This is a genomic window from Herbaspirillum sp. VT-16-41 (assembly GCF_001994935.1).
Classification (GTDB): domain Bacteria; phylum Pseudomonadota; class Gammaproteobacteria; order Burkholderiales; family Burkholderiaceae_D; genus Herbaspirillum; species Herbaspirillum frisingense.
The window spans coordinates 31,995-46,156 of sequence record NZ_MUXB01000064.1 but is presented as its reverse complement, the minus strand read 5'-3'; the positions used below and the strand labels follow the sequence as shown (position 1 = coordinate 46,156).

At 57.6% G+C, this 14,162-nt stretch carries 12 protein-coding genes and 1 pseudogene; 10 read left to right on the top strand and 3 right to left on the bottom strand.

The window, feature by feature from the left end:
* Positions 1-527 precede the first annotated feature (527 nt).
* The 3 genes from BTM36_RS27635 (at position 528) to BTM36_RS04450 (ending at position 1,966) form a co-directional block, all read left to right on the top strand.
* Positions 528-746 carry a hypothetical protein gene (locus BTM36_RS27635; protein WP_139347065.1) on the top strand — a complete coding sequence of 73 codons (219 nt, stop codon included), beginning with the start codon at positions 528-530 and terminating at the stop codon, positions 744-746.
* A 132-nt stretch (positions 747-878) separates the two neighbouring features.
* Complete coding sequence (locus tag BTM36_RS04455; RefSeq protein ID WP_077235359.1) at positions 879-1,463, top strand: 3'-5' exonuclease; 585 nt, start codon at positions 879-881, stop codon at positions 1,461-1,463.
* Positions 1,464-1,474: 11 nt separating this feature from the next.
* Entirely contained in the window at positions 1,475-1,966 is a 492-nt protein-coding gene (locus BTM36_RS04450; RefSeq protein ID WP_077235364.1) for a 3'-5' exoribonuclease, read from the top strand.
* A gap of 27 nt (positions 1,967-1,993) precedes the next feature.
* Here the strand turns inward: BTM36_RS04450 and BTM36_RS04445 are convergent, their stop codons facing one another.
* Together BTM36_RS04445 and BTM36_RS04440 are read right to left on the bottom strand one after the other, a co-directional pair.
* Positions 1,994-3,373 carry a heavy metal sensor histidine kinase gene (locus tag BTM36_RS04445; protein ID WP_077235358.1) on the bottom strand — a complete coding sequence of 460 codons (1,380 nt, stop codon included), beginning with the start codon at positions 3,371-3,373 and terminating at the stop codon, positions 1,994-1,996.
* Complete coding sequence (locus BTM36_RS04440) at positions 3,370-4,074, bottom strand: heavy metal response regulator transcription factor (protein WP_077235357.1); 705 nt, start codon at positions 4,072-4,074, stop codon at positions 3,370-3,372. The genes BTM36_RS04445 and BTM36_RS04440 overlap by 4 nt, the downstream gene beginning before the upstream one ends.
* 150 nt (positions 4,075-4,224) lie before the next feature.
* Between BTM36_RS04440 and BTM36_RS04435 the strand changes: the two genes are divergently transcribed.
* From BTM36_RS04435 to BTM36_RS04405, 7 genes are all read left to right on the top strand, one after another.
* A complete protein-coding gene (locus tag BTM36_RS04435; protein WP_077235356.1) occupies positions 4,225-6,090 on the top strand; it encodes a copper resistance system multicopper oxidase in 1,866 nt (621 codons plus the stop codon).
* A gap of 30 nt (positions 6,091-6,120) precedes the next feature.
* Positions 6,121-7,116: a copper resistance protein B gene (locus BTM36_RS04430; protein WP_077235355.1), complete on the top strand. Its 996-nt coding sequence runs from the start codon at positions 6,121-6,123 to the stop codon at positions 7,114-7,116.
* 46 nt (positions 7,117-7,162) lie between these two features.
* On the top strand, positions 7,163-7,549 hold the full coding sequence (gene copC / locus BTM36_RS04425) for a copper homeostasis periplasmic binding protein CopC (RefSeq protein ID WP_077235354.1): 387 nt from the start codon (positions 7,163-7,165) through the stop codon (positions 7,547-7,549).
* 7 nt (positions 7,550-7,556) lie between these two features.
* Complete coding sequence (copD, locus tag BTM36_RS04420; protein WP_139347064.1) at positions 7,557-8,480, top strand: copper homeostasis membrane protein CopD; 924 nt, start codon at positions 7,557-7,559, stop codon at positions 8,478-8,480.
* 25 nt (positions 8,481-8,505) lie between these two features.
* Positions 8,506-8,967, top strand: a complete 462-nt coding sequence (locus BTM36_RS04415) for a DUF411 domain-containing protein (protein WP_229297034.1) — start codon at positions 8,506-8,508, stop codon at positions 8,965-8,967.
* Between the two features lie 141 nt (positions 8,968-9,108).
* A complete protein-coding gene (locus tag BTM36_RS04410; protein WP_077235353.1) occupies positions 9,109-9,537 on the top strand; it encodes a hypothetical protein in 429 nt (142 codons plus the stop codon).
* 128 nt (positions 9,538-9,665) lie between these two features.
* Positions 9,666-11,963 (top strand): heavy metal translocating P-type ATPase, encoded by a 2,298-nt coding sequence (locus BTM36_RS04405; RefSeq protein ID WP_229297043.1) that lies wholly within the window; start codon positions 9,666-9,668, stop codon positions 11,961-11,963.
* Between the two features lie 42 nt (positions 11,964-12,005).
* Here BTM36_RS04405 and BTM36_RS04400 read toward each other — a convergent pair.
* Positions 12,006-14,161 (bottom strand): annotated as a pseudogene (locus BTM36_RS04400) (Tn3 family transposase).
* Between the last annotated feature and the right edge of the window lies 1 nt (position 14,162).

Below are 14,162 nucleotides of genomic sequence, written 5' to 3'. Positions count from 1 at the left end.
GCCTCGCGAGTTCAGACGGGCTGCAGCATCAGTAACTTAACGATGTCTGAGTGTCCTGAATTGCGGGGGCAACTACACTAGAGGCTAAAAAGCTTGGGAAGCATAGATTTGCCGATATGAATTGGAAGCACAAGGCTGCCAAATGGCAGAACTGTGGTTCCATCTTCACATTCTATTTCTTCAGGCCGCGGCGTGAAGGTTGCATGAAGATCTTTAAGTGTCAGCGTACGTGGAAATCTAGGATACGCAGTCCGTTCGATACTGGCCATGGTAAGGGGATCCTTGGCAGGGTCGTTCAAAGGCGAAATCGTTGAAAAATCGGAGTGACATCAACAGGCTCCACGGACATTGCATCAGCCGAAGGTTCGTTGTCAATGGCAAGTTTTCACGCTCTCAGATATTCTTTGTAGGTTGACCAGACTCAAGTCACGACATGAATATATTGTGACCACGAGATGCTATAAACTGTGGAATGAAATGATCCAAAACGTGATCGTCTTTGATCAAAACTGCACAATCGAGCTTGCATGAAAAAACGTCAAACCTACTCGACCATCCTTGAACGCGGCGGCAAAGTCTCGTGGCCGAAGGCATTGACAGACTGGAAGATAGGCCAACGTGTTTTCCTGTCCATTAAGGACGGAGCTATTGCCGTGACTACCCGGCCGGCGCGCTCAATGGACGGGCGAATATTTTCCGCCCGCGTCAGTCGCAAATTCAGCAGCAAACATTTCTCAGCTAGCTGATAGCTACCAGCTAGCCTCCAAGTTGAGCCGGCTCAAGTTGCGAAAGCAACAGATCCTTTAGTCACTAAAGGCAGCAATTTCGCGTGCGAAATTGTCCTCCAGCCGGACCAACTCCATTATCAAGAGGATCACGTGGCAAGAATTCTCGTTGTCGACCTCGAAGCGACCTGTTCGGACGACGGCACCATCCCGCCGGAAGAGATGGAAATCATTGAAATGGGTGCTTGCTGGGCCACTGAACGTGGTGTGGTGCTGGAACGGTTTCAGCATCTGGTGAAGCCGCTGGTGCGGCCGGCCCTTACGCCATTTTGCAAGACGTTGATCGGTATCACCCAAGAGGAAATCGATCAAGCCCCCCTGTTTCCTGTCGCAGCGCAGGCGCTTCAGGCCTTCGTCAGCGAGGTAGTGTCCAGCGATACTGTCTGGATGAGCTGGGGAAACTACGATCACAAGCAACTGACCAGAGATGCCCAGCGTCACGGCATTGCTATGCCCTTGGCCATGCCCCATCAGAATGCCAAGCGGTTGTTTGCGAAGGTTCAGCGCATTGGCAAGGAGGTTGGCATGGTGCGGGCGTGTGCGCTGGCCGGCATTCCTCTGGAGGGGCAGCATCATCGTGGGCTGGACGATGCAGTCAATATTGCCAAGCTGATGCCATGGGTATTGGGGCATGCCACACTTTCGGGCCAGAGCCATACCCCTGGAGTTCACAAATGAGGGAGCACACGATGCCGTTTAACGTCTTCATCGACACTGAGTTCACTGATTTTCTCGACCCGCAGTTGATCAGCATCGGTCTGGTCGCACAAAGCGGCGAGGAGTTTTACGCCGAGCTTCCTTACGAGGTGCGTGAATGCAGCGAGTTCGTCAAGGCCGCGGTTCTTCCGCTCTTGGGATACGCGCCGCATGCGGAAATGTCCAAGGACGACCTTTATCTGCAAATGACCAATTGGCTTAAGTTGGTAAGGCCGAAGGATCAAGACGTCTTAATTTGCTACGACTACCAAACGGACTGGGATCTCTTCTACGATGTCTTGGATGGACGGGTGCCGCCGTGGTGCAAACGTCGATTGGTCGCCGATCGCATTAATGAGCTATTGCGGTACGAGTTCCACAAGCAGCATAAGCTGCCCGAGCACCACGCCCTGAATGATGCCAAGGCGAATTGCTACGCTTTTCGTGAACTGCCACCGGCCTCAGTTGGCGAGACCATTGCATAGATCGTCGGGATATCCCCATAGACACTGCTAGATCACCATATGGGGGAATCGCAGAGTGAAGCGCGTCTTCCTCTGCACCGAGCGTACGGTGACATCCCCCTGGTGAGCCCGCATAATGGCCTGCGTGATGGATAAGCCCAAGCCAGCGGAATCCGTGTCAACTTTGGTGCGGGACTTGTCTGCTCGATAGAACCGGTCAAACAAGTGAGGCAGATGCTCCGCCGGGATCTCGGGGCCGTCATTCTCAACGGCTACCAGAACGTCGCCTTCAGACCAGGCGATCGACACTGTGATGCTGCCGGCCGCTGGCGTGTAGCGCATGGCATTGGAGATCAGGTTGCTCAGTGCGCGGCGCACCATCAGGCGATCCCCCCTGATGGTCGCATCGCCCGCCAGCTGCAGCTGCACCCCTTTTTCCTCTGCCAATGCATCATAAAAGTCGAAAAGCTCGGTAATTTCCTCCTGGAGCTGGAGTGGCTCATAGCTAGGCAGACTGATACCGTTTTCGGTCTGCGCCAGGAACAGCATATCGGAAATGGTTCTAGCGAGGCGCTGCAATTCCTCGGCATTCGAGGAAAGCGTGTCCCGATAGGCCTCATTGGTGCGCTGCTGGGTCAAGACCACATCCGTTTGCGTCAGCAAGTTGGTGATAGGCGTGCGCAGCTCATGAGCGATATCGGTCGAAAAGTTGGTGATGCGATGGAAATCTTGTTGGAGCCGTTCCAGCATGGCGTTTAGCTTGGCCGCCAAGTCGGCGATTTCCACCGGCAAAGTCTCGATGGGCATGCGTTCGCCAAAGTTATGCGAAGACACGGCTTGCACTTTGTCCGACATCGCTCGCAGCGGCGCCAGCCCGCGCCGCGCCGCCCACCAGCTGAGCAAGACCACAATCAAGGCAGATCCCGCTACATACAAAATCAAGGTTGTCTTGAAATTGCGCATGAAGTGGTCGTGGATTTCCGTGTCAACAGCAACGATGACTTCTAGCTGCTCGCCGCTTTTGTCGTCTTTCAAGTGTGCTTTGATGGCCTGAAATTGCTTATGCTCGCCCGCATCAACGGAGAATGAGTGGTTGCCCGCGATCCGTTTAGCGGCTGCCAATATGGGCCGGGTCGCATCGGCCAGGGTTGAATACATTGGCTGGCCGTTGGCCGCACTGATGTGAACGAAAAAGCCTGGATGATTGTGCAACGCTTCGCCGAAGGTACTGGTAATGGCGCCGGCGCCGCGTTCATTGACCACCATGCGGATGAGTTCAAGCTCCTTTTCCAGTAGCTGCTCATCCTGGTCGGTAAAGTGCTTGGCTACGGTGGACATGATGAGTAACCCTAGACCCACCAGCACAGTCGTGGACGCCAGGGCAAACAAGGCGGTCAAGCGGACAGTCAGCGAGCGTTGACGAATCATGTCGCGCTCTCAGCCGACTCTTTGGGCTGTTCATCGTCCAGAATGTAGCCCACGCCGCGTACCGTCAAAATCAACTTATGATCGAACCCATCATCAACCTTGGCGCGCAAGCGTCGGATGGCAACGTCGATGACGTTGGAGTCGCTATTGAAGTTGATGTCCCAGATTTGGGATGCAATAAGGGAGCGCGGCAGCACCTCTCCCCGGCGCCGCGCCAGGAATTCCAATAAGGCGAACTCCTTGCTAGTCAGCACCAGTTTGCGGCCGCCTCGGCTAGCGGTGCGCCGGGGGAGATCGAGCACCAGGTCTGCGACCGTCAGGCGATCCTGTAAAACCACATTGCTACCCCGGCGCAGCAGGGTGCGCACCCTGGCCAGCAGCTCGGAGAATGCAAACGGCTTGACGAGGTAGTCGTCGGCCCCCATTTCCAACCCCTTGACCCGGTCGGAAACGCTATCCCGGGCCGTCAAGAACAAGACAGGAACAGTCTTTTGGGCATCCCGAAGCGATTGGACGATGCGCCAGCCATCCACGTCGGGAAGCATGACGTCCAGAATGACCAGATCATAGGATTCGGTCATGGCCAAGTGATAGCCATCCAAGCCGTTTTTGGCCAAATCGACAACAAAGCCGGCCTCGGTCAGTCCTCGCTGGACGTACTCGCCTGTTTTGGGCTCATCTTCGACCACAAGAATTTTCATATTAATAACACTTAAGAAGATAGAGACATCTTACGTGCAGTTGAACAAGATGACGACATCATTACAGGAATGTAATGAGCGAGTAATCCAGCTGATCGCCAGCCCTACTTATCATCAGCGCCATATCCCCATTTCGGAGAGATCCATCCTATGTCGAACTCATCGTCCCCTTTCAATTCCCGTCGCCGCTTTGTCAAAGGGCTGGCCGCAGGGGGTGTGCTGCTGGGGCTGTCGTCGCGCGCCATGCAGGCGGTGGCCCAGGCAGTCGAAACGCCGGCAAGCGCCTCGGCTGCTCCCGTTCTCACGGGCAACGTATTTGACCTGGTAATTGCAGAGTCGCCGGTCAATTTCACAGGGAAGCAGACCGTTGCCACAACCATCAACGGCTCGCTGCCGGGGCCGACGTTGCGGTGGAAAGAAGGCGAAATGGTCACCATCAACGTCACCAATAAGCTGCGGGAACACACCTCCATCCACTGGCACGGCATTATTTTGCCGTTCCAGATGGATGGCGTGCCGGGCATCAGCTTTGCTGGCATTGCGCCTGGTGAGACCTTCACTTACAAATTCAAGGTCAAGCAAAGCGGCACCTACTGGTATCACTCCCACTCGGGGATGCAAGAACAAACCGGAATGTACGGCGCCATCGTCATCGATCCGGTGGATGCCAGCAAGAAGCTGGCAGATCGGGAGCATGTCATTCTGTTCTCTGACTGGATGGATGAAAATCCGATGTCGGTGCTCTCCAAGCTCAAGAAGCAAGGCGATTTCTACAATCTAAATCGCCTGACGGCCGGCGATTTTGTCCGCGACGCACGCAAAGATGGCGTGAAGGCGGCTATGGACAATCGTGCGATGTGGAATGAGATGCGGATGAACCCCACGGACCTGGGGGATTTGTCTGCGGCGGCCCTGACCTATCTGGCCAACGGCGTCACGCCAGCGGGCAACTGGACCGCACTGTTCAAGCCTGGGGAGAAAGTACGCCTGCGCTGTATCAATGGCTCTGGCAATACCTTCTATGACGTTCGTATTCCGGGACTCAAATTGAAGGTTGTCCAGGTGGACGGCGTGGATATCGAGCCGGTCAGCGTGGATGAATTCCGCTTTGGGCCGGGCGAAACCTGTGACGTGGTCGTTGAGCCCAAGGAAGACGCCTATACGGTATTTGCACAGTCGATGGATCGCACCGGGTACGCCCGAGGCACGCTGGCCATCCGTGCCGGTCTGACGGCCCCGGTGCCGGCAGTAGACAAGCCGGAATGGCTCAGCATGGGTGACATGATGGGCGATATGTCCTCGATGGGTGGCATGGATCATGGTGCCATGGGGCATATGAACCACGGCGCGATGGGCGGCATGTCTTCCATGAGTGGCATGGACTCGATGTCCAGCATGGACAGTATGGATTCCATGGACAGCAAGCCGGCCACGCAGCCCATGGATCACAGCCAGCACCAGATGAGCGCAGCCAGTCCGCTGAAAGTGCCGAGCAAGAAGGCGCGTCATGCCAGCACCGAGTATGGGCCTAGCACAGACGCTCGTGTCGATAACGCTCGCACCAATCTGGATGATCCGGGTGTCGGCCTGCGCAATAACGGGCGCCGTGTACTGACCTTGGCCGACATGCACACGATCGGCGGTCCGCTCGATCAGCGCGGTCCGGAGCGCGAAGTCGAACTTCACCTGACCGGCAATATGGAGCGCTATGCCTGGTCGTTGGATGGTCTGGAGTTCGGCAAGTCCACGCCCGTTCATTTCCGTTACGGTGAGCGCCTGCGCGTCATCTTGCACAACGACACGATGATGACCCACCCGATGCACTTGCATGGACTGTGGAGTGAGCTGGAAATGCCGAATGGCGATTTCCTGGCACGACGTCACACGATTCCAGTCCAGCCGGCACAGCGCATCAGTTTTCTGGTCACAGCGGACGCTTTAGGCCGCTGGGCCTGGCATTGCCACCTGATGTACCACATGGACATGGGCATGTTCCGTGAAGTCGTCGTCAGCTAACCAGGACCTGCACCGAAAGGCATACCTAGAATGACTCTTACTCGCTATTCAACTCAGATTCTCGCACTGGCCCTGGCGTCGGCAAGCATGAACGCAGCTTTGGCCCAGTCCCACGAAGGCCATACCGCGCCTGCGGCTGGCTCGGCCTCGCAGCCGGCCCTTACCACTATGGACAGTATGGACGGCGGCACCGCCAGCACGGCGGGATCAATCGATCATGGGGCGATGAACCACGCCGGCATGAATGACGGTATGGATATGGGGGGCATGGACATGGGCTCCAGCTCGACAGCGCCAGCGGATGCCAGAGATCCACATGGCTATTCCAATGGCTATACCCTCAATACGGGCCCCTATGCCCAGAAGGACACCAGTGCATTAATGATGTCGGATATGCATTCCTTTGGCTCCTTCCTGATCGACCGGCTGGAGCACGTGCATACCCGTGATGGAAATTCCATCGCCTATGACACGCAAGGCTGGATTGGCAATTCTTATGACAAGTTCTACATCAAGGCCGAAGGTGATATCGAACAAGGCCGCGTGGGCGACTCTCGTACGGAATTGCTGTGGAGCCACGCAATTACGCCGTATTGGGACAGCCAGTTAGGGCTGCGCGTTGACGTGGGCAGCAACCGACCAGGGCGCAACTGGCTTGCCTTTGGCGTGCAGGGGTTGGCACCGTACTGGTTCGAGGTCGAAGCGACGGGCTACGTGGGTGAGCAAGGCCGTACCGCGTTGCGTGTGGCTGCCGAATATGAGGTGTTGCTGACCCAGCGCTGGATACTTCAGCCGCGCGTCGAGGCCAACCTGTACGGTAAAGAGGATTCCGAGCTGGGTATCGGACGTGGCCTGTCCAGTGCCGCCTACGGTGTGCGACTGCGCTATGAGTTTTCCCGGCAGCTCGCTCCCTATGTCGGGATCGAGCGTAGCCAGAATTTCGGCCGTACCGCGACCTACGTCCGTGGTGCCGGGGGCAATGCCGGGGAAACCCGGCTTGTGGCCGGTGTACGCGTCTTGTTTTAATTCTCCACTTTTTTAACCCTCCACAACATCTCCAAGGAGTATCGCCATGTCCTACCAGTCTCTCTTCGCCAAAACAGCCGTCACGATCGCTGCAGCCGCTTTTGCTACCGCCGCCTTCGCTCACCCGAAACTGCTCGGGTCGACCCCCGAAGACAATTCGACGGTGAGTGCCCCCGAGAAGATCGAGCTGCACTTCTCGGAGAACCTTTCCAAGCAGTTTTCCGGTGCCAGCCTCCTGATGGCTAGCATGCCTGGCATGAATCACGCGTCGCCCATGAAAATGGCCGCCAAGGTGTCCGGCTCGGATGACCCGAAGACCATGGTGATCACTCCCAGCCAGCCGCTGATGCCTGGCGTATACAGCATCGAATGGCGTGCGGTGTCGTCGGATACGCACCCTATCACTGGCAAGATCACTTTCACGGTGAAGTGAGCCGGTAATGGACGGGATGACCGTTTTGGTGCGCTTTGCGCTCTACCTAGACCTGATGCTTGTTTTTGGTCTGCCCTTGTTTCAGCTCCATGCTTTGCGCCAGACCGAACGTTCATCCGCCCTGGGCAGGAAGTTCTGTACCTTGACGGTGATATCAGCCGTCATCGGCATGGCGCTCTCGGTGGTGAGTATGTTCCTCATGGCCAAGGCAATGACCGGCGCCGCCGATTTCAGCTCGATTGAGCAGCACGTCTTCGAGATGATGTTGACCGACACAGCATTCGGCATGGCGTGGTGCTTGCGAATGGCCATGCTGCTGGTGATTGTAATGGTGTCACTGCTTTGCGCCGCATTGCCGACTTTGAGCGCTGCCGTAATGAGTATGGCGGGGGCCGTCGCACTGGCCACTTTGTCTTGGGCTGGTCACGGCGCAATGGATGAAGGTATGCGTGGCCAAATCCACCTCACGGCAGACATCATTCATCTGCTTGCCGCGGGTGGATGGATAGGCGCTCTGGCAGCATTTATCCTATTGCTTCTGCTGCGGTATGGTAACGAGGCGGCTGACGTTTCCTTGCTCAGCCGCACTCTCAACGGCTTTGCCCTCATGGGAACGGTCATCGTGGGGTCGCTGGTCGTCACTGGCGCAATCAACTATTGGCTCATCGTTGGCCCTACGTTCAACGGCCTGCTGTCGTCGCCCTATGGCCAGCTGCTGCTCGCCAAGCTGGGGCTATTCGCGTTGATGCTGGCGCTGGCCGCGGCAAACCGGTACCGCCTCAGTCCCTTGCTTGAGCGCGTCCATGTCTCCGGCGAACATAGCCAAGCCATCGCTGCATTACGCAAAAGCCTCTTTATCGAAACATGCTGTGCATTCCTGATTCTCGCTCTGGTCGCTTGGCTCGGCACCTTGGGACCGATGACGGAATGAGGCTCACGCCAAGCTAGCGCGGAATATGAAACGCCGCACCAATTTTTCCTGTCTCTGTAAAGGTAAATGGATGAAAGAGCTTTTTGTCGCCAATCTACTCGTGCTGACCTCTTTTGCTGCGCATGCGACAGGTGAAACGATCACCATCTATAAGGATCCTCAATGTGGTTGCTGCACGGCGTGGGCAAATCACATGCGCCGAGCAGGCTACAAGCTCAAGGTCGTTGACAGCAAAGATATGTCGGCGATCAAAAAGAGACTGGGTGTGCCTGACTCTCTGCAGTCGTGCCATACCGGCCTGGTAGAAGCAACGGGTCAGGTGATCGAAGGCCATGTCCCAGCACCGGTCGTTGCAAAACTCATTGCATCCAAGCCAACCAAAGGTGTAGCGGTACCGGGCATGCCCGCCAACTCTCCGGGCATGGGCAAGATGGATGGCAAGCTGGTGACGGTGGACTTCGTCGGTAAGGATTTTTCTCAAGACTGACGCCGATAGCGCGATGCGGTTCATTCCGTCAGGACGCATATGAACTTGGTTTGACCTGGGTCACGCCGTCCGATCCGGTCCTTACTAGACTGTAGAGAGAGGCAACCTTTCGACGGCCTCATCTCAAATTAAGGAGAAACCATGAAACGCGTCGCCAACCTGATCGGTACGGTCGCAATGGCATCATTCGCCATTTCCGGATTTGCACAAACCGCCGCTGAGCATGAAGGGCATCATCCGGGACCGGCCGTCACTTCACCGTCCTCCGCCGCCGAACCGGGATCTGAGGGCGCACCCATGGCTCAGATGGATGATCAGATGAAAGTCATGCGCGATATGCATCAGAAAATGATGAGCGCCGCTTCTCCTGAAGATCGGCGCCAATTAATGGCCGATCACATGAAAACCATGAAGGACAGTATGGCCATGATGCAAAGCATGATGGCGGCCAGGACGGAACACAAATCGGCACCGACACCGGCGATGATGCAGAAACAAATGGACATGATGCAGATGACTATGCAGATGATGATGGACTGTATGGAAATGCCGATGTCAATGTCGAAGTAAGTACTGATAGCGTGATGGGGTGCTCCGTGTGCCCGTCACGTGACCTAATGGGTAGGCCTGACGGGAGAGCAGTAACTATGGATGAACATCATCACCATCATCATACCGCACCAGATCCAGGCGTTGAAATGAGCTCGCCCACGGAAAAAAGCCAGACTGACCCGGTTTGCCACATGAAGGTGACTCCCGATCCATACCGGAGGATAGAGTACGGCGGAAGTGATTTTTACTTCTGCAGCGACAAGTGCATGGGAAAATTCCGTGCTAATCCGGCTGCATTCGTCGGAGCTTCATCAAAGCCCGAGGCAAGCAGTACGCCAGCTGATGGAGCCGTCTATACCTGTCCCATGCACCCGCAGATCAGGCAGACTTCTCCGGGGAATTGCCCCATCTGTGGGATGAGCCTGGAGCCGCTGCTACCGACGGAGCAAGAAGAGGAGAACCCTGAGCTGCGTGACTTCCAGCGGCGATTCTGGTTCACCTTGCCCTTGACTGTGTTGGTCACGGTACTGGCCATGGCCGGTGGCCGAATATTCCCACATGGTCTGCACGGTCAAAGCTGGATCGAGCTGGGGCTTGGTACGCCCGTGGTCTTGCATGCCGGCTGGCCGTTCTTGCGTCGAGGAGTCGACTCGATTGTCCGCCGTAGCCCCAACATGTGGACTCTCATCAGCACGGGCGTGGTAGCCGCCTACGGCTATAGCGTAGTCGCAACTGTTTTCCCCGAGCTATTCCCCCAGACCTTCATGGAACATGGGCGGATTAGCGTCTACTTCGAGGCCGCGGCGGTCATCATCTCGCTGACGCTGCTGGGACAGATCCTGGAACTCCGGGCGCGCTCGCAGACGTCTGCCGCCATTAAATCACTGCTCGGCTTGGCGCCCAAGACGGCCAGAAGGATCACAGCAGATGGTACGGAAGAAGACATCCCTTTGAGCAACGTTCATATTGGCGACCTGCTCCGCGTTCGGCCAGGCGAAAAAGTCGCTACCGACGGGGTGGTCGTTGAGGGAGAGTGCGCCATCGACGAGTCGATGCTAACCGGTGAACCTGTCCCCGTTACCAAGCGACCTGGTGACAAGGTTATCGGGGCAACGATCAATGCCAGCGGAAGTCTGATCATCCGCTCCGAGAAGGTCGGGTCGCAGACCATGCTCTCCCAAATCGTTCAGATGGTAGCCCAAGCCCAGCGCTCGCGCGCTCCCATGCAGCGGTTGGCGGACGTCGTCGCCGGCTATTTTGTCGTCATCGTGGTGGGTATTGCTTTGCTGACGCTGCTAGGCTGGGGATTTTTTGGACCGCAGCCAAGCTGGGTCTATGGATTTGTCAACGCGGTAGCGGTCCTGATTATCGCTTGCCCATGTGCGCTTGGCTTGGCCACGCCTATGTCCATCATGGCCGCCACTGGCCGTGCGGCAACCCAAGGCATCCTGTTTCGAGATGCAGCGGCCATCGAGAGTATGAAAAAGCTGGATACGCTCATCGTCGACAAGACTGGCACCCTTACGGAAGGAAAACCTGCTTTCGATCGAATAATTGCCGCACCGGGCAGTCAAGAAGCGGAGATCTTGCAACTGGCGGCAAGCCTCGACCAAGGAAGTGAGCATCCACTAGCGCACGCGATCGTTACCGAGGCACGCCGGCGCCAGCTTCCCTTATCGACACCCAGCCGCTTTGAATCTTCCAGTGGCATAGGCGTTCGAGGCGTAGTCAACGGAGAGCGTCTAGCGCTAGGCAATACGACGTTGATGGAATCGGAAGGCGTCTCTTCGGAATCTCTGTTGTCGGAAGCAGAAGCTTTGCGTGTTGAAGGTGCCAGCGTGATGTATCTGGCGAGGAATGGCGCACTTTTGGGGCTACTGGCAGTCTCGGACCCCGTTAAGGGAACAACACGGGAGGCGTTGGCCAGCCTAAAAGAGGCCGGGATCTCGGTAGTCATGGCCACAGGTGATGGCACTACTACCGCTAAATCGGTTGCCAATAAGCTTGGCATCTCCGAGTTCTACGGTGAAGTGAAACCGCAAGACAAGCTGGCACTTGTAGAGCGTTTCCAGGCCAAAGGCAAGGTCGTCGGGATGGCGGGTGATGGAATCAACGACGCTCCGGCGCTAGCCAAGGCAAATGTTGGGATCGCTATGGGAACCGGCACCGACGTGGCAATCAATAGCGCCCATGTCACACTGGTGAAAGGCGACCTGCGGGCCATCGCTCGCGCGACAGAACTGTCAGTAGAAACTGTGCGCAACATGCGTCAGAACCTGGGCTTTGCTTTTCTCTACAACGCATTGGGCATTCCCTTGGCCGCAGGCTTGCTTTACCCGTTTACCGGACAATTGCTCTCACCGATGTTGGCGGCACTGGCAATGAGCCTGAGCTCGGTATCAGTGATCGCGAATGCGCTGCGCCTGCGCGGAACCCGAGGCTAAGCGTTAGCTGGGGTCGCCTCAGAAAACGGAAAATAAAGCACGCTAAGCCGGTTGCAGCGGTCGTAGCGGCCTGAACTTGCCCGCGCCGATCTTGGCGCTGCTGCGCCAGAGGTAATCGCCGGTCAGGTTGACGTGTTCCCAGCCAAGTGGCGACAGGTACTGCAACAGCGCGGCATCGTGACCGTTCAGGGCCTTCGTTGCCCGCTCTAGATAGACCGTGTTCCACAGCACGACGGCCGCCGTCACCAGATTGAGGCCGCTGGCCCGGTAGCGCTGCTGCTCGAAGCTGCGGTCGCGGATTTCGCCCAGGCGGTTGAAGAACACGGCACGGGCCAGAGCATTGCGTGCTTCTCCCTTATTCAACCCGGCATGCACACGGCGGCGCAGTTCCACACTTTGCAGCCAGTCGAGGATGAACAGCGTGCGCTCGATGCGGCCCAACTCGCGCAAGGCCACGGCCAAGCCGTTCTGGCGCGGGTAGCTGCCGAGCTTCCTGAGCATCAGCGAGGCCGTCACCGTGCCCTGCTTGATCGAGGTGGCCAGCCGTAGGATTTCGTCCCAATGGGTGCGGACGTGCTTGATGTTGAGCGTGCCGCCGATCATCGGTTTCAATGCCTCGTAGGCAGCACCGGCCTTCGGGATGTAGAGCTTGGTGTCGCTCAGGTCGCGGATGCGCGGCGCGAAGCGGAAGCCCAGCAGGTGCATCAGCGCAAAGACGTGATCGGTGAAGCCAGCCGTGTCGGTGTAGTGTTCCTCGATGCGCAGGTCGGATTCGTGGTACAGCAGGCCGTCAAGCACATAGGTCGAGTCGCGCACGCCGACGTTGACCACCTTGGTGTGGAACGGTGCGTACTGGTCGGAGATATGGGTGTAGAACGTCCGCCCTGGGCTGCTGCCGTATTTCGGGTTGATGTGGCCCGTGCTCTCGGCCTTACTGCCGGTGCGGAAGTTCTGGCCGTCCGACGATGACGTGGTGCCGTCGCCCCAGTGCTCGGCGAACGGGTGCCGGAACTGGGCATTGACCAGCTCGGCCAGCGCCGTCGAATAGGTCTCGTCGCGGATGTGCCAGGCTTGCAGCCAAGCGAGCTTCGCGTAGGTCGTGCCGGGGCACGACTCCGCCATCTTGGTCAGGCCTAGGTTGATCGCGTCGGCCAGGATCGTGGTCAGCAGCAGGTTCTTGTCCTTGGTCAGGTCGCCCGATTTCAGGTGCGTGAAGTGCCGGGTGAAGCCCGTCCACTCGTCCACCTCCATCAGCAGCTCGGTGATCTTGACGTGCGGCAGGATCATCGCCGTCTGGTCGATCAGGGCCTGCGCGGTGTCGGGCACCGCCGCATCGAGCGGCGTGATCCGTTGTCGCTGTTCATGCCGCGCAGCACCTCGATGGCGTCGAGCACATCCTTGGCAGCGCGCTTGGCCGATGCGCCCGTACAGGCGCACCTTGGCGTTGATGGCCTTGCCGGATGCTTGGAACTGCTGCTGATGCTTGTTTTTGGCGGCATTGAACAGCTTGCCCAGGATGCGGTCGTGCAGGTCGATGATTTCGTGGTTCTGGTGCACCAGCCGCTCGATGCCGGAAGGCAGGTCGAGCGCCTGCCAGGCTTTGAGGGCCAGCCAAGTCATCTTGCCGTTGTCGCGGCGCTTGAGCAGATTCGTCGAGGCGGCGGCGATGCGCGTCCGACAGCGGCTCGGACAGGGTTTCGTAGATCCGCCGGTTGGCGCGAGTGATGGCTTCGGCACTGGCGCGCTCGATGACGTTGAGGACGGGCAGGATGATTGATTGCCGCCGCAGGTGCTCGATCAGCGCGCTGGCCAGCACGATCCCCTTGTCGGTCTGAAAGGCCAGTTCGGTCAACGTATGCACTGCCTGCCGGTAATGGCTCATGGTGAAAGGCTGGGCGCCGGGTCTGTTCCCGCTGACCATAGTCGCCCCAGGTCTCGACAGGCACCTTGAGCTGATCAGCGACCAGTTTCAGCAGCGGCGAGGACGGCGGTTGATCGATGCCCAGAATGATGCCGGGGAAACGCAGGTAACAGAGCTGTACCGCGAAGCCCAGACGGTTAGCAGGCCCGCGCCGCTGCCGGATGATCGAGAGGTCGGTATCGCTGAACGTGTAATGTCGGATCAGGTCGTCCTTGGTGTCCGGCAACGACAATAAGCTCTCCCGCTCGGCGGCGGACAGAATTGAACGGCGGGGCATG

Bases quoted from the DNA above. Each gene is read 5' to 3' on its own strand.
- BTM36_RS27635 (WP_139347065.1), top strand. From the start codon at position 528: ATGAAAAAACGTCAAACCTACTCGACCATCCTTGAACGCGGCGGCAAA.
- BTM36_RS04450 (WP_077235364.1), top strand. From the start codon at position 1,475: ATGCCGTTTAACGTCTTCATCGACACTGAGTTCACTGATTTTCTCGAC.
- BTM36_RS04445 (WP_077235358.1), bottom strand. From the start codon at position 3,373: ATGATTCGTCAACGCTCGCTGACTGTCCGCTTGACCGCCTTGTTTGCC.
- BTM36_RS04440 (WP_077235357.1), bottom strand. From the start codon at position 4,074: ATGAAAATTCTTGTGGTCGAAGATGAGCCCAAAACAGGCGAGTACGTC.
- BTM36_RS04435 (WP_077235356.1), top strand. From the start codon at position 4,225: ATGTCGAACTCATCGTCCCCTTTCAATTCCCGTCGCCGCTTTGTCAAA.
- BTM36_RS04430 (WP_077235355.1), top strand. From the start codon at position 6,121: ATGACTCTTACTCGCTATTCAACTCAGATTCTCGCACTGGCCCTGGCG.
- copC (WP_077235354.1), top strand. From the start codon at position 7,163: ATGTCCTACCAGTCTCTCTTCGCCAAAACAGCCGTCACGATCGCTGCA.
- copD (WP_139347064.1), top strand. From the start codon at position 7,557: ATGGACGGGATGACCGTTTTGGTGCGCTTTGCGCTCTACCTAGACCTG.
- BTM36_RS04415 (WP_229297034.1), top strand. From the start codon at position 8,506: ATGAAACGCCGCACCAATTTTTCCTGTCTCTGTAAAGGTAAATGGATG.
- BTM36_RS04410 (WP_077235353.1), top strand. From the start codon at position 9,109: ATGAAACGCGTCGCCAACCTGATCGGTACGGTCGCAATGGCATCATTC.
- BTM36_RS04405 (WP_229297043.1), top strand. From the start codon at position 9,666: ATGAGCTCGCCCACGGAAAAAAGCCAGACTGACCCGGTTTGCCACATG.